The sequence below is a fragment of the Nocardioides sp. Arc9.136 genome (genome assembly GCF_030506255.1).
GTDB lineage: Bacteria > Actinomycetota > Actinomycetes > Propionibacteriales > Nocardioidaceae > Nocardioides.
Window position 1 is genome coordinate 3,302,568 of record NZ_CP113431.1, and the last position, 16,959, is coordinate 3,319,526.

Annotated in this window: 17 protein-coding genes; 8 read left to right on the forward strand and 9 right to left on the reverse strand. The window is 74.4% G+C overall.

Annotation, left to right across the window (positions count from 1 at the left end; translation table 11 throughout):
- Position 1: 1 nt before the first annotated feature.
- The 5 genes from OSR43_RS16015 to OSR43_RS16035 form a co-directional block, all read right to left on the reverse strand.
- Positions 2 to 1,057, reverse strand: a complete 1,056-nt coding sequence (locus tag OSR43_RS16015) for an endonuclease/exonuclease/phosphatase family protein (protein WP_302267646.1) — start codon at positions 1,055 to 1,057, stop codon at positions 2 to 4.
- Positions 1,054 to 3,240 carry a cutinase family protein gene (locus OSR43_RS16020; RefSeq protein WP_302267647.1) on the reverse strand — a complete coding sequence of 729 codons (2,187 nt, stop codon included), beginning with the start codon at positions 3,238 to 3,240 and terminating at the stop codon, positions 1,054 to 1,056. Before OSR43_RS16020 ends, OSR43_RS16015 begins: the two co-directional genes overlap by 4 nt.
- A 67-nt stretch (positions 3,241 to 3,307) precedes the next feature.
- Positions 3,308 to 4,681, reverse strand: a complete 1,374-nt coding sequence (locus OSR43_RS16025; RefSeq protein WP_302267648.1) for a phospholipase D-like domain-containing protein — start codon at positions 4,679 to 4,681, stop codon at positions 3,308 to 3,310.
- 92 nt (positions 4,682 to 4,773) lie between these two features.
- On the reverse strand, positions 4,774 to 5,178 hold the full coding sequence (locus tag OSR43_RS16030; protein WP_302267649.1) for a hypothetical protein: 405 nt from the start codon (positions 5,176 to 5,178) through the stop codon (positions 4,774 to 4,776).
- Complete coding sequence (locus tag OSR43_RS16035; protein ID WP_302267650.1) at positions 5,175 to 6,260, reverse strand: hypothetical protein; 1,086 nt, start codon at positions 6,258 to 6,260, stop codon at positions 5,175 to 5,177. Before OSR43_RS16035 ends, OSR43_RS16030 begins: the two co-directional genes overlap by 4 nt.
- A 66-nt stretch (positions 6,261 to 6,326) precedes the next feature.
- On the opposite strand from OSR43_RS16035, the gene OSR43_RS16040 reads away from it, so the two are divergent.
- From OSR43_RS16040 to OSR43_RS16055, 4 genes are read left to right on the forward strand one after another with little or no spacing between them, the layout of a single operon-like run.
- Positions 6,327 to 7,574: a CBS domain-containing protein gene (locus OSR43_RS16040; RefSeq protein WP_302267651.1), complete on the forward strand. Its 1,248-nt coding sequence runs from the start codon at positions 6,327 to 6,329 to the stop codon at positions 7,572 to 7,574.
- A 19-nt stretch (positions 7,575 to 7,593) separates the two neighbouring features.
- The gene (locus OSR43_RS16045; protein WP_302271702.1) at positions 7,594 to 8,163 is read left to right on the forward strand and encodes a DUF1003 domain-containing protein; all 570 of its coding nucleotides are present in this window, start codon (positions 7,594 to 7,596) and stop codon (positions 8,161 to 8,163) included.
- 11 nt (positions 8,164 to 8,174) lie between these two features.
- Complete coding sequence (locus OSR43_RS16050) at positions 8,175 to 9,338, forward strand: Mrp/NBP35 family ATP-binding protein (RefSeq protein WP_302267653.1); 1,164 nt, start codon at positions 8,175 to 8,177, stop codon at positions 9,336 to 9,338.
- A 3-nt stretch (positions 9,339 to 9,341) separates the two neighbouring features.
- Positions 9,342 to 9,677, forward strand: a complete 336-nt coding sequence (locus tag OSR43_RS16055) for a sec-independent translocase (protein WP_302267654.1) — start codon at positions 9,342 to 9,344, stop codon at positions 9,675 to 9,677.
- Positions 9,678 to 9,688: 11 nt separating this feature from the next.
- On the opposite strand, the gene OSR43_RS16060 is transcribed toward OSR43_RS16055, so the two are convergent.
- Complete coding sequence (locus OSR43_RS16060) at positions 9,689 to 10,228, reverse strand: hypothetical protein (RefSeq protein ID WP_302267656.1); 540 nt, start codon at positions 10,226 to 10,228, stop codon at positions 9,689 to 9,691.
- A gap of 248 nt (positions 10,229 to 10,476) precedes the next feature.
- Between OSR43_RS16060 and OSR43_RS16065 the strand changes: the two genes are divergently transcribed.
- Positions 10,477 to 10,761, forward strand: a complete 285-nt coding sequence (locus OSR43_RS16065) for a GlsB/YeaQ/YmgE family stress response membrane protein (protein ID WP_302267657.1) — start codon at positions 10,477 to 10,479, stop codon at positions 10,759 to 10,761.
- A gap of 53 nt (positions 10,762 to 10,814) precedes the next feature.
- On the opposite strand, the gene OSR43_RS16070 is transcribed toward OSR43_RS16065, so the two are convergent.
- Positions 10,815 to 11,819, reverse strand: coding sequence for a cytochrome d ubiquinol oxidase subunit II (locus tag OSR43_RS16070; protein ID WP_302267659.1), 1,005 nt, complete (start codon positions 11,817 to 11,819; stop codon positions 10,815 to 10,817).
- Positions 11,819 to 13,261 (reverse strand): cytochrome ubiquinol oxidase subunit I, encoded by a 1,443-nt coding sequence (locus OSR43_RS16075; protein ID WP_302267661.1) that lies wholly within the window; start codon positions 13,259 to 13,261, stop codon positions 11,819 to 11,821. Before OSR43_RS16075 ends, OSR43_RS16070 begins: the two co-directional genes overlap by 1 nt.
- A 138-nt stretch (positions 13,262 to 13,399) precedes the next feature.
- On the opposite strand from OSR43_RS16075, the gene OSR43_RS16080 reads away from it, so the two are divergent.
- Entirely contained in the window at positions 13,400 to 15,184 is a 1,785-nt protein-coding gene (locus OSR43_RS16080) for a peptidoglycan recognition protein (RefSeq protein WP_302267663.1), read from the forward strand.
- A gap of 101 nt (positions 15,185 to 15,285) precedes the next feature.
- Here OSR43_RS16080 and OSR43_RS16085 read toward each other — a convergent pair whose 3' ends face one another.
- Positions 15,286 to 15,414 carry a hypothetical protein gene (locus OSR43_RS16085; protein WP_302267665.1) on the reverse strand — a complete coding sequence of 43 codons (129 nt, stop codon included), beginning with the start codon at positions 15,412 to 15,414 and terminating at the stop codon, positions 15,286 to 15,288.
- Positions 15,415 to 15,622: 208 nt separating this feature from the next.
- On the opposite strand from OSR43_RS16085, the gene OSR43_RS16090 reads away from it, so the two are divergent.
- Both OSR43_RS16090 and OSR43_RS16095 read left to right on the forward strand, forming a co-directional pair.
- On the forward strand, positions 15,623 to 16,273 hold the full coding sequence (locus OSR43_RS16090) for a LysM peptidoglycan-binding domain-containing protein (protein WP_302267666.1): 651 nt from the start codon (positions 15,623 to 15,625) through the stop codon (positions 16,271 to 16,273).
- Positions 16,270 to 16,809 carry an Rv3235 family protein gene (locus tag OSR43_RS16095; RefSeq protein WP_302267668.1) on the forward strand — a complete coding sequence of 180 codons (540 nt, stop codon included), beginning with the start codon at positions 16,270 to 16,272 and terminating at the stop codon, positions 16,807 to 16,809. The genes OSR43_RS16090 and OSR43_RS16095 overlap by 4 nt, the downstream gene beginning before the upstream one ends.
- The last annotated feature ends 150 nt before the right edge of the window (positions 16,810 to 16,959 follow it).

Here is a 16,959-nt window from a genome sequence, read left to right on the forward strand (position 1 = left end):
GCTACGGCACCGTGACCTGGGTCGTGATGACCGCGTGGTCGGTGATCCGTCGTACCGCGGGACCGGTGTCCATCCGGAACCCGGAGAACTGCACGTCGGGCGTGCCGAAGATCCAGTCCACCCGCATCGGGCGCGGCGGGCGGCAGGCGCCGCTGTGGGAGCCGCCGTTCGCCGCCTGCATGCCGGCCTGGCCGGTGAACCGGCAGAACGCGTCCTCGTGCTCGTTGAAGTCACCCAGGATGAAGACTGGGATGCCGTCCTTCCTCAGGGTATTGACCGCCGCGACCTCGATCTGCTCGGCCTTGTCCCGCTCGTCCTCGCGGCCCTGCGCGTCCTTGGGCGAGTTGTGGATGTTCAGCACGTAGACCTCCCGACCGCTCGCGACGTGCTGGAGCCGGACGATCGGCTGCGGACGGGTGCCGCCCATGAACGGCACGGTGATGGAGTCCTGGTAGGTCGGGGTCCACACCGAGGAGTCCCACATCAGCGACTGCGGTACGCCCGTCCCGCCCAGCGCGGTGCCGGGCCAGAACGCGAACCGGCCGTCGGTGGCGCGGCCCAGCGCGCTGAGCTGGTCGGACTGGAGCTCCTGCAGGCCCACGATGCTCGAGCCGTACGACGCCACGAGGGCGGCCGCCCACTCGGTGCGGACCCGTCCTGGGGCGTACTCCGCGGCGGCGCCGCCGGGAGCCGTGTGCTGGCTGCCCAGGATGTTGAAGGTGGTCAGCGTGAAGGAGTACGGCTGCGCGGTGACCAGGTCCTGCACCCGGTTGCGCAGGCGGCCGGCACCGCTGGGCAGCGCCTGCGGGGCGACCTCGCCGCGGTCGAGGAGCGCGGCGTCGGCGACCTCCTGCGGGCTCATCGTCTCCAGCTCCGCGGCGGTGGGCGTGCTCGGCTCCGCGGCGGCCGGCGCCCCGGGAGCCGGGTCGGCGCCCCCGCCGGCACCGCGGGTGAGCAGGTTGGCGCCGACGACGACCAGGACGATCGCGACGACGGCACCGACGGTGGCGAGCGCTGCCCGCCGCTCGCTGCCCTGCTCCTCGGGTGGCCTGCTCACGGGAGTCCCTCCGGCAGCGGTTGGTCGGTGGTGGAGCCGTCGCCCACCTGGCCCACCTCGTTGTTGCCCCAGCAGGCGGTCGCCCCGGTGTCGAGGCCTCCGCAGGCGTGGAACCAGCCGGCGTCCAGGGAGAGCCAGGGGCGCTCGCCGGCGACCAGCGTCGGCACCGTCCGGTCCTTGCGGGACCCGTCGCCGACCTGCCCGTAGCGACCGCTCCCCCAGCACCAGGCACTGCCGGTGTTGTCGACGCCGCACGTGGTGGCGTCGCCGGTCGTGATGCTAGTCCAGATCCGCCCGCCGGAGACGGCCTTCGGTGCACGCCGCAGCGTGCGCCCGCCGTCGCCGAGCTGGCCGCGGTCGTTGAGCCCCCAGCACGACGCCTCCCCGCCGACGGTCGTGCCGCAGGTGTGGGCCCAGCCGGCGTCGATCGACGCCCAGGTGGTGCCGGTGCCGACCTGCACCGGGGAGGGCTGCGGGTCGCCGTCGGTGTTGCCCAGCTGGCCGAAGGTGTTCTGGCCCCAGCACCAGGCCGTGCCGCTGGTCCGGGTCGCGCAGGTGAAGAAGCCGCCCGCGCTCACGTCCGCCCAGCCGGTGTCCTTGCCGACCCGGGTCGGGCGGCCCCGGTGGGAGAAGGTGCCGTCCCCGAGCTGGCCGCGGAGGTTCTGCCCCCAGCACCACAGGCTGCCGTTGCCGCGCGTGCCGCAGGTGTGGAACCAGCTGGTGCTCACCGAGGTCCAGGTCGCGTTGGCGCCGACCTGCACCGGCGTGCGGCGTGCCTCGCCGCGCCCGACGCCGAGCTGCCCGAAGTTGTCCAGCCCCCAGCACCACAGGGTGCCGTCGGTGCGCACCCCGCAGGTCGTGGCACCGCTGGTGCTGATCGTCGACCAGTCACCGCCGCCGGCCACGGCGACGGGCCGGGCGCGGTTCGCGGTCGTGCCGTCGCCGAGCTGGCCGAAGCTGTTGCGGCCCCAGCACCAGGCGCTGCCGCCGTCGCGGACCTGGCAGGAGACCTGGCCGCCGGCACTGACCGACGCGGGCCCCGCGGGGACCGTCAGCACGACCACGCCGGTCGCGCCGGCGGTCGCGGGGCTGGTGCCGCGCACGACGTAGGAGATGTTCCAGGTGCCCGGCTCGGTCGGTGTGCCCGCGAGCAGGCCGGAGGCGTCGAGCGTCAGCCCCGGCGGGAGGTTGCGCGGCTCCTGCCAGACCACCCCGCGGGTGGCCGAGGTGGACGCGGCGAGCCGCAGGCTGAACGGCTGGCGCACCGGCGCCGTCGCCACCTGCACCTCGGGGCGCGGCACGGGACGCAGCCGGGCGCTCGCCACGAGACCGGCCGCGACCCGGCGCAGGACGGCTGCGCCGGCGCCGTACGCGTAGGAGCGGTTCTTCTGCAGGGCCTTGGTGGTGGCGATGTTCCGCGGGTCGCAGACCAGGTCGCCGGCGGTGCACACGCTCCAGGCGGCGTACGTCGCGGAGCGGGCCGGCACGTCGCGCACCCGGCCGAGCCGGCGTGCCGCGACACCGCTGCTCCGGCCCGCGGCCGCGGGGGCACCCAGGCGGGTGGCCGCGGTACGGGGCCGCCGGTCGGGGTCGGCGACCAGCGCGGCGCCGACGACGTCGAGGAGGCCGTCGGGGCGGGAGGCGAGCGTCGTGACGGCCCGGTGGGCGACGGCGGCGCCCTGCGCGTGGCCGGCCAGCACGACCTGCTGGTCGGGGCAGTCGAACGCGTGCTGGTCGAGCAGGGCGAGCATCCGCTGCGTCGCCGTGTCGACCGGGCGCATCCAGGTCCGTGCCCGCGCGACCGTGACGCTGCGCAGCGCCTTGCGCCGGTCCGGGCGCTTCCCCAGGAGGTCGGCGGTCGGCCGCGACGCCATCGGCACGCGCACCTGCTCCACGCTGCGGTCGGCCCGCCGGGCGAGCCGGGTCAGCCTCGCCGCGAAGGCGCCGACCGTGCGGCCGTACGTCGCGCCACCGCTGGGCGCCTCGCCGGCGCCGTCCACGCCGAGCAGCAGCAGGTCGGCGCACTCGTCGACGGTCGCGGCGGTCGCGGCGCCCAGGACGACGCGGCCGCGGTCCTCACCGGGGCCGGGCTCGGAGCCGGTGTGCAGGAGCGCCGCGACCACCGCCACCGAGACGAGCGCGGCGGCGACCAGCAGGAGGGCCTGGCTGCCCCGACGTCGCACGGGGACACGGTAGGCGGCGACGCCGCTCCGCCACGGGAGCCGCGCCGCCGCCTGGGGACCGCGAGGGTCAGTTGACCTGGATGCCCGCGTAGGGGTTGCCGCCGCGCGCCACGAGGGAGCGGCGGGCGAGGAGCGAGCGGGTCTCCATCTGGTCCTGCACCACCGGGTTGTTGGAGTACTTCGGCGGGTGCGCGTAGAGATAGTCGACCCAGTCGGCGTACTGCTTGCGCACGCCGCCGTCGAAGATCCGCATGACGATCTCGTCGCTGGCCAGCGCGACGCTGGTCCAGTTGGCCGAGCCGTTCCAGGTGACCTGGGCGGCGGTGTTGCCGCGGTAGTGCCCGCTGACCGCCATCGTCTTCATGTGCAGGTAGCGGTCGTAGACCCCGTCGAGGTTGAAGTCCTGGGCGATCTGCTTGATCGGGACCGGGCCGCGGCTGGTGTTGCGGAGGATCTGCAGCACGTTGTTGCCGAAGACGGCGTAGACGATCTTGATGTCGCAGCCGCGCTGCCACATCGTCCGCAGCCGCTCGGCGATGGCCTTGCCGCGGTCGCCGTGCATGGAGGTCTGGGCGATGCGGATCTTCGTCCGGCCGTTGGTCCCGGTCCCGCCGGTGGCGCCGGCGCAGACGATGTCGTCGAGGTCGCGCAGCAGCGGGTCGGCCTCGGCGCCCTTGCCCCGGTAGGGGTAGAAGTACGAGGTGTACTTGCCGTGCTCGTGGGACTCGTAGGCCTGCTTGACCGGCTTGTCCCGGCGCATCTGGTCGAAGACGTGCTCGAACTCGCCGTAGATGCCGGCCTTGCCGGTGATCGTGTAGACGTCGTTCCACTGGCCGTACGCCGCGAGGTCGGTGGCGTTGTTCGAGCCGTAGATCACGACGTTCTTGGCCTTGCCGGCCTTGCTGAACAGGAAGAACTTGGTGTGCGCGATGCCGCCGCGGTTGCGGCACGAGCTCACGCACTTGCGCACGTCGCTCCTCATGGCCGCCGAGCGGTTGGCCTCGTTCTTCTTGAACGCGGCCTGCATCCGGTTGACGCCCTCGTTGACGTTGCTCTTGTTGGCGTTGAGCCGGTCCATGACGACCCGGACCGACACGCCGCGGCGGTGTGCCGCGATGAGGGCGTTGGCGATGTCGTCGCTGCGGACGTTCCAGCTCGCGACCCGGATCTTCTCCTGGCCCGGGACGCTCTGGATGGTGCGGAGCAGGTGGCCGATGATCCGGCGGCGGGCCGCGGCGTCACCGAGGGGGTTGTTGACCCGGACCCCCTGGTCGGGGGTGTAGCGCAGCGGCGCCGGCTTGGGCTTCGCCGCGGGCGCGGCGGCCGTCGCGGCGCGCGCCCGGTCGGGCGCGGCGCTGGCGGAGGTGGGCAGGGCACCGAGCAGGCCGGCGACCAGCAGCAGGCTGGTCGTCAGCACGGTCGCGGCGGAGAGACGACGCACGCGGGTTCACACTCCGGGGATCGAGGAGACGGACGACGGGTGGCGACGATGACCGTCCCGCTCCCGTTCCGGCAGGCTACCCCGCGGCTCGGTCAGCCACCGCACTTGCGCAGGGCGTCCTTGTACGCGGCGTCCTGGAGCAGGCCGCCCTCCGCCTCGCCGATGCGGCCGCCCGGGACGGCCCAGAAGCGGTCGTCGTAGGTGATGAGCGGCTTGCCGAACTCGCAGTAGCGACCGTCGGCCTTCACGCGCTGCCCGTCGGACCAGCACTCCTGGTAGCCGCCGGGGAGCTGCTCGCCCGCGACCCAGACCTCCGCGCAGTCCGGACCGTCGGCGGCCGGCGCGCTGGGGGTGCTCGAGCCGCTCGCGGAGGCACCCGAGCCGGTCGGGGCCGAGGGATCGGTGGCCGTCGCGCCCTCGTCCCCGCCGCAGCCGGCGAGGAGGGCGCCGGTCAGCACCAGCGGCGCGAGCAGGGCTGCGGTCCTCCGTCGGGTCATCCCCGCACCCTACGCCGCAGCAGGCCCCGCCGGCGGGGAGCGGCGCCGGCCTGCGCCAGGAGCCCGGCGGCGACGGCCGCGGGGTCCACGCCCGCCGGCACGGGGGCGTCCGGGTCGGGGTCGTCGGGCCCGCCGACGACCGGCCGCAGCCCGGCGGGATCGCCGTGCACCGGGTGCGCGCTCCGCGCGAGGTCGGCGGTCCAGCGGCCGGTCGCCTCCTCGAGCAGGCCGGCGAGCCGGTACGGCGTCCGCGGCCGGTCCGCGGCGCCGCGGCCGTCCGCGGCGAGCACGCCCTCGGCGTACTCCCGCTTGACCACGCGCAGGTAGGTGTCGCGGTCGAGCCGGCCGGCCAGCTCGCGGTTGACCGCGCGCAGCAGCGCGACCTCCGAGCGGCCGAGCGAGGGGTTGGCCACGGGCACGGCGTCCGCGTCCACGAGGCCGGGGTCGATCCGCGCGGCCGCGGCGAACCGCCGCCACAGCTCGGCAGGCGCGGCGCCCGGCTCGGGGCAGACGACGAGGTGCACGCGGGAGGCGGGGACGGCGGTGGACCAGCGCTCGAGCGCCCAGCCCCAGTCCTGGGCGTGCCAGAAGTGCGGGCGCCGCCCGCCGGCGTCCGGCCCGGCGTCGCGGCCGGTGTCGGCCCGCAGCTCGCCGGCCTCGACCTCGGCGAAGGAGCGGGTGTCGCCGAGCTTGACCTCCTCCTGCCAGTGCGCGGTGGCCTGGCGGCCCAGGTCGCGGGCCGTGACCACGACGTCGACCTCCACCCCGGCCAGCGGCGCGAGCGCGGCCGCGACCTGCTCGGGGGTGGCGCCGGCGAGCACCTCGTGGCCGAGGAGGACCGGCCCGTCGTGGGCGCGGGCGCGGTCGCAGAGGGCGGCCCAGGTTCCGGCCACCTGCTGCTCGGCGAGGCCGAACTTGGCGGCGGAGCCGCGCAGCTCGACCGCCGCCTGGAACATCGCGCCGGGCCGTAGGAACGGGTGGAGCACGCCGCCGGCGCGCAGGGCGTCGCGCTGGGTCGCGAGCAGCGACTGGAGGTACGTCGTACCGGTCTTGGGCAACCCGACGTGGAGGACGACGCGCACGGAGCGCATCCTCCCACCGCGCGCAGCCGGGCGCCCGCGCCCTCGGCGAGCCACTAACCTCGCCTCGTGAGCACCACCCCCGCGCGCGTCTACGCAGCCCGACTCGTCGGGCTGCCGATCTTCGACCCGCAGGGCGACCAGGTGGCCAAGGTGCGCGACCTGGTGGCGGCCGTCCGCTCGGAGGTCAACCAGCCGCGGGTCCTCGGCATGGTGGCCGAGGTGTTCGGGCGGCGGCGGATCTTCGTGCCGATGACGCGGGTCACCCACATCGACGCCGGGCAGGTCTACACGACCGGCCTGCTGAACATGCGGCGCTTCGAGCAGCGCTCCACCGAGACGCTCGTGATCGGCGAGATGCTCGACCGCGAGGTCACCATCCCCTCCAGCGGCGTGCGCGGCACCGTCTACGACGTCGCGATGGAGCAGGCGCGCAACCGCGACTGGGTGCTGAGCCGCGTCGCGGTGCAGGAGCCGTCCAAGGGGCTGCGCCGCCGCGGCCAGACCCACGTGGTCGAGTGGCGCGACGTCCTCGGGCTGACCCGCCGCGAGGAGACGCAGGGTGCCACCCACCTGGTGCACGCGCTCAACGAGATGCGCCCGGCCGACGCGGCGAGCATGATCCACGACCTGCCCAAGGAGCGGCGCACCGCCGTGGTGGCCGCGCTGGACGACGAGCGCCTGGCCGACGTCCTCGAGGAGCTGCCCGAGGAGGACCAGGTCGAGATCCTCAGCGACCTCGACTCCGAGCGCGCGGCCGACGTCCTGGAGGAGATGTCGGCCGACGACGCGGCCGACCTGATCGCCGACCTCTCCCCCGAGACCGCCGAGGTGCTGCTGGACCTGATGGAGCCGGCCGAGGCCGAGGACGTGCGCCGCCTGATGTCGTACGTCGAGAACACCGCCGGCGCGATGATGACGCCCGAGCCGGTGATCCTCGGCCCGGACGCGACCATCGCGGACGCGCTGGCGCACGTGCGCAACCCCGAGCTGACCCCGGCCCTGGCCGCGCTGGTCTACGTCTGCCGCCAGCCGCTGGAGACCCCGACCGGCCGGTTCCTCGGCGTCGCCCACATCCAGCGGCTGCTGCGCGAGCCGCCCTCGACGCTGGTCGCCGGCGCCCTCGACGACTCGATGGAGAACCTCAAGCCCGAGGCCACCATCGACCAGGTCGCGGCGCACCTGGCGACGTACAACCTCGTCGCGGCGCCGGTCGTCGACGAGAACGGCCACCTGCTCGGCGCCGTCACGGTCGACGACCTGCTCGACCACATGCTGCCGGAGGGCTGGCGGGACCGGGCGGTGCGCCGTGCCTGAGCAGCGCGCCACCAGCCGGCTGGACACGCCCCGCGAGGTCCGGCGCCGCTCCTTCTTCACCCGGCGCCCGTCGTACGACGCGGACACGTTCGGGGTCTTCGCCGAGCAGTTCGCCCGGTTCATGGGCACCGCCCGGTTCCTCATCTACATGACGGGGTTCGTGATCGCGTGGGTGCTGTGGAACAGCCTGGCGCCCGAGGACTGGCGCTACGACCCCTACGCCTTCATCTTCCTGACGCTGATGCTCAGCCTCCAGGCGTCGTACGCCGCACCGCTGATCCTGCTGGCCCAGAACCGGCAGGAGCAGCGCGACAAGGTGATCGCCGAGCAGGACCGCCAGGCCAACGCCCGCGCGCACGCCGACATGGAGTTCCTCGCCCGCGAGGTCGCCTCGCTGCGGATGTCGGTCGGCGAGATGGCCACCCGCGACTTCCTGCGCTCGGAGCTGCGGGCGCTGCTCCAGGAGCTCGACGAGCGGGCCGAGGCGGGGGCGCTGGACCGTGCCGACGAGCACGCCGACCGGCGCCAGGCGCGTGAGGCTCGTCCCACCCCTGCTCCGGATGACGGGTCCGGCACACCCGCGACCTAGACTCGGACATCATGAGCACCGGGCTTGTCGACAAGGTCAACGCAGCTCTCGCGACGGTCAACGACCCCGAGATCAAGCGGCCGATCACCGAGCTGGGCATGGTCGACTCCGTCGAGGTCGACGGCGCGGGCCTCGCCCGGGTCCACGTCCTCCTCACGGTCGCCGGCTGCCCGCTGAAGGACACCATCAACCGCGACGTCACCGCCGCGGTCGGCCAGGTCCCCGGGATCACCGGCGTGGACCTCTCCCTGGGCGTCATGACGCCCGAGCAGCGCGCCGGCCTCAAGGACGTCCTCAGCGACGGCAAGGCGCAGCGCGAGATCCCCTTCGCCCAGCCCGGCAACCTCACGAAGGTCTTCGCGATCGCCAGCGGCAAGGGCGGGGTCGGCAAGTCCTCGGTGACCGTGAACCTGGCGCTGGCCATGGCCGGCCAGGGCATGAAGGTCGGCATCGTCGACGCCGACATCTACGGCCACTCGGTGCCGGCGATGCTGGGCGTCGCGGACTCGCGACCGACCCAGGTCGAGGACCTGATCATGCCGGTCCCCACCGCCAGCGGCGTCTCGGTCATCTCCATCGGGATGCTCAAGCCACGCCGCGACCAGGTCGTCGCCTGGCGTGGCCCGATGCTCGACCGCGCCCTGGTCCAGATGCTCGCCGACGTCTACTGGGGCGACCTCGACGTCCTCCTGCTCGACCTGCCGCCGGGCACCGGCGACGTGGCCATCTCGCTGGGCCAGCACCTGCCCGGCGCTGAGGTGGTCGTCGTGACGACCCCGCAGGAGGCCGCCGCCGAGGTCGCCGAGCGCGCCGGCACGATGGCCTCGATGATGCACCAGCGCGTCGTGGGCGTCGTCGAGAACATGAGCTACCTCCCCTGCCCGCACTGCACCCCCGAGGGCAAGGAGCACCGCCTCGAGGTGTTCGGCGCCGGCGGCGGCGACCGGGTGGCCGAGACGCTGTCGTCCCGCTTCGGGTACGACGTGCCCGTGCTGGGCCGGATCCCGCTCGACATCTCGCTGCGCGAGGGCGGTGACGTCGGCAAGCCGATCGTCGAGGTGGACCCGACCGCCCCGGCCGCGCGTCAGCTGCTCCAGGTGGCCTCGACGCTCTCCGGCCGCGGCCGCGGCCTGGCCGGCATGCAGCTGGGGCTCACGCCTGCCGCTAGGTTCTGACCTGTGTTCGGGGTCGGGCTGCCGGAGTTCGCGGTCATCGCGTTCGTCGCCGTGCTCGTGTTCGGCCCCGACCGGCTGCCCGACCTGGCCAAGCAGGCCGGTCAGTTCCTCCGCAAGGCCAAGCAGTTCGCCAACTCCGCGCGTGACGAGCTGCGCAGCGAGCTCGGCCCGGAGTACGCCGACCTCGAGCTGCGCGACCTCGACCCCCGCGCGATCGTGCGCAAGCACGTGATGGAGGCGATGGCCGACGCCGAGGAGGAGGCCGCCCGTCCCAAGCGCCGCGGCCTGCGCCCGCTGGTCGACGGCGAGGTCCCGCCGTACGACGTCGACGCCACCTGACCCCTCCCGGGTCAGTCCTCGCGGCTCTGGACAGCGGCGACCGCGGCCGTCGCCACCAGGACCGCGCGCCCGGACGCGCCGGTGCGCACCTCGACGAAGTCCGCCCCGACCCGGGCCAGGGTGCCGTCGTGGCCGGACCCGTCGACCACGCGCACCACGCACCGCTCCCCCGCGTCGGCGAGGCGGCGCAGCGCCGAGGTGATCCCGAGCCGGGACGTGACCGGCCACGCCACCTCCGGGACCGACCGCGACGAGGCCCCGTGGACCGCGGTCACGGCCGGCAGGTGGACCACCCAGTCCTGGGCGGGCGCCCGCAGGTGGCACCAGCCGGTGCCCACGCGCTCGAGCGTCCCGGCGAGCAGGCCCGCCCCGCGCACGTCGAGGGCGAGGTCGGTGTCGAGGGAGGCGACGAGCCGCGAGGCGAGCGTGACCTGCTGGTACTCCGCCCGGCTGCGGTCGGCCAGCTCGGCGGCGCGCTCGAGGTCGTACGCCGCCTCCGCCTGCTGCTCCAGGTCGTCGAGGACGGCGAACAGCTCGCGCTCCCAGCCCATGCCGGCGCACGTTAGCCGCCCTGCGCACCCGGCGGGCGGAACCGTCCCCTGGGCGCGGGCCGCACGGGCACGCACACACACCGGCGAGGCGGCCCCGGAGCCGGGTCCCCGCGCGCGGGCGGAGCGGTGAGCACGGTCACGCCGCCACCCGCAGAGGGCTGACCTGCACCGATGCCGGGTACCGGGTCGACACGGCGCTCACCGCGCCTTTCCCCCGCACGGCATTCCCTGCATCGAAGGAGACACCCATGGAGATCGTGGGCATCATCATCGCCGGTCTGATCATCGGCCTGCTCGGCAAGCTCGTCGCCCCCGGCGACAAGGACAACATCCCGCTGTGGCTCACGGTGCTCTGCGGCATCGGCGGCGTCCTGATCGGCCTGGGCGTCTACCAGGCCTTCGGCGGCAACGGCTCCAACGGCATCGACTGGACCCGCTGGATCGTCTCCATCGCGATCGCCGCGGTGCTCGTGGTCCTGGCCTCGACGCTGACCGGTCGCAACAAGACGCACGGCCGCGCCGCGCACCGCTGACCCAGCGCTGCACGAGCAGCACGCACCACGCCGGAGGCGTGGTCACCCCCGGGCTAGTGCTCGGGGCGTGACCACGCCTCCGTCTGCGTGAGGCGGAAGAGGTAGGCCAGCGCCGGCAGCACGATCACCGCCGCCAGGCCCACCGCCACCAGCAGCGCCTGCAGCGTCGCGTCCGCGCCGGCCGCCTCGGCGACGGTGAGCTGGTCGACCAGGATCCACGGGTACTGACCGACGCCCCAGCCGGAGACCACCGCGGCGACCGCGACGACGGCCGTCACGCGCGCCAGGCCGAACCTGCGGCGCGCCAGCAGCACCAGCGTCGCGATCCCGGCGAGCGCCGAGGCCACCACCAGCGGCGCCGCCTGGGTCTCCAGGCCGTCGGCCAGCGTCGGCGCGTCCCGCTCGAGCGGCACGAGCGCCGCGAGCACCACCGCCCCGGTGACCACGCCGACCCCGATCGTGCGACGCCGCAGCTGCTCGGCGAGCCGCTCGTGCCCGCCGCGGGCGGCGTCGGAGCACAGGAAGCACCCGGCCAGGAAGGCGCAGGTGCCGATCGCGATCACCCCGCCAAAGGCAGAGGTGGGGTTGAGCCAGGAGCTCCACAGGTCGCCACGTCCCTCGGCCGGCACCCGCCCCGAGGCGATCCCCCCGGCCACGGCCCCCAGGAAGAACGGCGTCACCAGCGAGGAGGTCGCGAAGACCGCGCCGAACAGCCGCGCCTGCGCCAGGGACGCGGCGTACTTGCGGAAGGCGAAGCTGGCGCCGCGCAGGACGATGCCGAGCAGCGCGAGCAGCATCGGCACGATCAGGGTGTTCATGGCGGCGGCGAAGGACTCCGGGAACGCCGTCCACCACGTCACCAGCACGTAGATCAGCCACACGTGGTTGGCCTCCCACACCGGGCCGATGCTGTGGTCGACCAGCGTCCGCAGCTCCGCCCCGCGACGGCTGCCGCCGGCCGTCAGGTCGTAGAAGCCCGACCCGAAGTCGGCTCCGGCGAACACGGCGTACGCCAGCACGCCGACGAACAGCGCCGCGGCGACGGTCACCTCGAGCATCAGTGCACCGCCCCCGCGGTTGGCGTGCCCGAGTCCTCGGAGCCGGGCGGGTCGGGGGCGTAGGGGCTCGGCAGGTCGTCCTCGCCGGCCCGCCAGCGCCGCGCCATCGAGCGCAGCACGACGACCGCGCCGGTGGTCATCGCGACGTACACCACCGTCGTCGCGCCGAGCAGCCACCACAGCCCCGAGTTGTCCCCCGCGGCCTCGGGCGTGCGCATGAAGCCCTGCACGATCCACGGCTGGCGGCCCACCTCGGTGGCGATCCAGCCGGCCTCCATGGCGATCACCGCCAGCACGCCGCCGGTCGCGGCGAACCGGAGGAACCACCGGTTGTCGAGGAGGTCGCGCCCGCGCCAGCGCGCCACCCAGTAGGCGACGGCCGCCAGCGCCAGCAGGGTCCCGATGCCGACCATGACCTGGAAGGCCCAGTGGGTGAGGTTGACCGGCGGGTGGGTGTCGGCCGGGAAGGCGTCGAGCCCGACGACGGGCTCGGTGAGGGAGTTCCGGGCGATGATCGACCCGAGGTAGGGAATGTCGATGGCCCACTTCACCTCGCCGTCGACGAGGAACCCGCCGAGCCGCAGCGGAGAGGGGCTCTCGGTCTCGGTCGCCAGCTCGAAGGCCGCGAGCTTCGCCGGCTGCCACTCCGCCAGCCGACCGCCGAGCAGGTGGCCCACGACCGGCTGGACGACCGCCGAGACGCTCGCGAAGGCGAACGCCACGGTGAAGCCCAGGCGGTGGCGCCGGTCGCGACGGCCGCGGAGCATGCCCACGGCGTAGACCGCGGCGATGGCGAAGCCGGCGACCATGTACGCCGCCACCCACATGTGCAGGAACTGCCAGAAGCCCGCGGGGTTGAACAGCACCGCCCACGGCTCGATGTCGGTGACCTCGCCGTCGACGACGCGGAAGCCGGTGGGGACGTTCATCCAGGCGTTGACCGCGATCACGCAGTAGGTGCCGACCACGCCGGTCACCGCCATCGGCAGGATCATCAGCAGGTGCTGCTTGGCCGGCATCCGGCCCCAGCCGTAGAGGTAGATGCCGAGGAAGATCGCCTCGAGGAAGAACGCCAGGCCCTCGAAGGCGAACGGGAGGCCGAGCACGTCGCCGTAGGTCCCCATCAGGCCGGGCCAGAGCAGGCCCATCTCGAAGCTCAGCACGGTGCCGGAGACCGCGCCGATGGCGAAGAGCACCGCCGACACCTTCGCCCAGCGCTGCGCGAGGGTCAGCGCGTCCTGGTCGCCCCGGCGCAGGCCGATCAGGTGCATCGTGAAGATGATCGCCGGGAAGGCGACGCCGAAGCAGGCCAGGATGATGTGCCAACCCAGCGAGAGCGCCATCTGCTGGCGGGCGGGCAGGAGCCCGGCGGGGTCGGAAGGCTCGGCCGCGAGGGTCGTCAGCGCGTCGGGCAGGGACTGGAGCACGTCGATGGGCACCACACCTCGACGGTAGGCCGGGAGCGCCGGGGAGCGAAGACTTTGTGAATGTTTTCACGAAGTCCTTCGGCCGGGCCCGAGCGACAGGCCCACGATCGCCGGAACGTGATTTCGGGGGCAGGAGTGACGGATGATGTCCGGGTGACGACGACCCGACGCCGCCCGCTCCTCCTGGCCCTCGCCGGGGGAACCGCAGCCGTCGCCGGCATCGGCACGGCAGCCCGCACCGGGCTGATCGGAGGAGGCGGTGACGACGGGCCGCGCGGCGGCCGGTTGGAGCTGAGCGCCGGCGACATGGGCGTGGAGTCCCTCACGCTGCCGCTGGACGACGAGGTGCTGGTCGAGGGAGCACCGGGCACCTCCCCGACCCCCGGCGCGCCCACGGCCCGCCGCGGCACCGGCAAGCTGGCGACCACGACGTACTCGATGGTCGGCTTCACCTGGACCCGGGGGGCGACCGAGCCGACCCTCGAGCTGAGCGTGCGACGCGGGTCCGCCTGGGAGCCCTGGTCGCGCGCCCCGCAGTCGCACGAGTCCCCGGACCCCGGGACCGGCGAGGTCGGCTCCACGGTCGGCAGCGACCTGGTCTGGGTGGGCCCGACCGACGGCATCCGCGTGCGGGTCGTCGGCGAGCGCCCGGCCGACCTCGCGCTCGTGCTGCTCCACCCGACCCCGCTCCCCGGCGACGAGGCCGCGCTCGACGACGCCGACGACTCCGAGGTCCTGCCGCTCGGCCGCACCTCGGCCCGGGCCGCCGCCGGCGTCCCCCGACCCAACATCCGCAACCGCCAGGCCTGGGGTGCGAACGAGGACCTGCGCGACAAGCCGCCGTCGTACATCTCGACGATCCAGCAGGTGCACGTGCACCACACGGTCAACAGCAACACCTACGGCGAGGGCGAGGTGCCGGCGCTCATCCGCGGGATGTACGCGTACCACACCCAGAGCCTGGGCTGGTCCGACCTCGGCTACAACTTCCTCGTCGACCGCTTCGGCCGGGTCTGGACGGGTCGCGCCGGCGGGGCCTCGAAGAACGTCCGCGGCGCCCACACCCTCGGCTTCAACGCCACCTCGGCCGGCATCTCGGTCATCGGCAACTTCGACCAGGTCAAGCCGCCCCAGGCGGTCATCGACGCCATCGCCCGGGTCGCGGCCTGGAAGCTCGACCAGTACGGGCGCGACCCGCTGGGCAGGACCACCGTGCGCAGCGAGGGCAGCGACAAGTACGGCGCGGGGCGGTCGGTGACGCTGCCGGTCATCGACGGCCACCGCGACACCAACGACACCTCCTGCCCCGGCTCGAACCTCTACGCCGCGCTGCCCGCGATCCGGCAGAAGACGAAGAAGCGCATCGACAACTTCCGCGGGCAGGGCTCCGCCGTCACGATCACGGCGCCGTTCACCAGGTCCGGCAAGGTCGTCTTCGGGACCAAGGTCGAGGTCCGGCCAGGGACGTGGACCCCCGCGGGGGCCACCCCCACCTACACCTGGCTGCGCGACGGCAAGCCCATCGGCGGCGCCCGCGGGTCGGACTACAACATCCGCCGGGCCGACATCGGCTCCCGGATCACCTGCCGCGTCGACGTCGCGGCCGAGGGCGCCGCCACCGCGTCGCAGACGGTCTCGTGGCCGGGGCGGGGTCGTGCCGCCACCTCGCTCACCGTCCGGGCCGCCGGCCGCAAGGGACGCGCGCTCATCACGGTGGTGGCCACGGCCGCCGGGCTCGCCGCCGGGCACCCGGCCACCGAGGTCGTCGTACGGGTCGCCGGGAGGACCCAGACGTTCAGGCTGAAGGACGGCCGCGCCTCCGGGCTCGTCCGCGACCTGCCCGCGGGCCGGCACGACGTCAGCGCGGTCGTCCGGTCCACGGCGACCTCCACCCGCGCCACGGCCAGCGACACGACGGTCGTCAAGCCCACCGGCTGAGCCGCCCGACGCACGCCACAGGCGCACGCGGCAGACGCACGCGGCAGACGCACGACCGCCCCGACCGCAGTGCGGTCGGGGCGGTCGTCGTAGGAGCTCCGTCAGCTGTCGGCGGTGCGCCGCGCGTGCACGTGCTGGGGGTTGAACGCCCACAGCGTGTAGGCGTCCAGCGACCGCAGCCACTCACGCGGCGATCCGAGGCTGATCCGAACGGGGGGCGGGATGAGCATGTCTCTCCAGAGGCAGTAGGTCTTCTCGTCCACCCGGCACAACGATCCCCCGGGCGTCCGCATGCCCCGGCGTGCGCCCCGATCGCCGTGATGCCGCCCACGCGACCTGTGGACGGGCGGTTGACGCCTGCGCGAGATCGGCGTTGTGTGGTCCATGCGGACGCAAACGGACGCAAACGCAAGGATCGGCGCACGAATGGATCTCGGGATGGACCACACCCCACGCGGCTCCGTGCCGCGCTGCCTCCTGGTGGAGGTCGCCGCGACAGCCGCCCTCGCCGGGCTCGCCGCGCTGGCGGTCCCCGCCGCCGGGAGCGTCGCGCGCTCCTCGGGGAGCGCGTTCGACGACCTGCTGGTCGGCGCCTGCGCGGTGGTGGCGCTCGTGGCCGCCTCCTGGCTGTGGCTCGTGACGACCGCGGTCGTGGTCGAGGCCCTCCGGGGTGGCGGCCCCGGGTCGGGCGGCCGGGGCGTCCCCCGGGTCGTCCGCGCCGCGGTCCTGGGTGCCTGCGGCGTCGCCCTCGTGGTGCCGTGCGCACCGGCACTGGCCTCGGCGGACCAGCCGCACCCCCTGCACGGGCTGCCGATGCCGGACCGGGCCACCTCGACGGCCGCCTGGATCTCCGGCGCCCTCGCGCACCCGCAGCCCGCGGCGCGGACCCACGTCGTACGTCCCGGGGACACGCTGTGGGCCATCGCCGCGGCGGACGTCTCCCCCACTGCCGCCCCCGCCGCCGTCACCCGGCGCTGGCACCACGTCCACGACCTCAACCGGGCCGTCATCGGCGACGACCCTGACCTCATCCGACCCGGCCAGCGGCTGCTGCTGCCGCCGGCCGCTGACCGAGGAGACCGCTCATGACCACACCGCCCCTCGACGCCCAGCGCCGCAACGTCCTGCGCTTCCCGCGCCCGCCCGAGCCGACGAGCGTCCAGGGCACCCTGGCCCTCGACCTGAGCCCGCGGCTCGACCCGCCGCCGGCCCAGGGCCCCGACGGCGCCACGAGCGCCGGGGTGGTCCCGGTCGACCTCCGCCGCCGCAGGGGTCTCGAGCAGTGGTCGCGCCGGTTCGCCCAGGCCGCCGTCGAGATCGTCGGTGGCGACCGCCCGGTCAGCCAGCTGCTGCGGTGGACCTCACCGGAGGTGTACGCCGACCTCGACCGCCGCGCCTGCCTGGTCGCCCGCGCCGGCGGTCACCGCCCGGGCGCCGGCCGCGCACAGCCGGTCGGCCCCAAGGTGCTCAGCGTGCACAGCTGTTTCGTGTCCGCCGTCGTGGTCGAGACCAGCGTGCACGTGCGGTACGGCGAGCGCTCCCGCGCCCTCGCCGTCCGGTTCGAGGAGCGCGCCGGCAAGGGCACCCCGGCCCGCTGGGTCTGCACCGCTCTCGACTTCGCCTGAGTCGCCTGAGCAGGACCGGCCGAGGAACGAGGCCGGTCCGTCGCGAAGGCGGGTCGAGCGGGGCCCGCGAGCGAGGAACGAGGTCGCGACGGCCGGGTCGAGACCCGGTGAGGTGCGCAGGGCCTCGGGCCACTACACGGTCACGGGGCC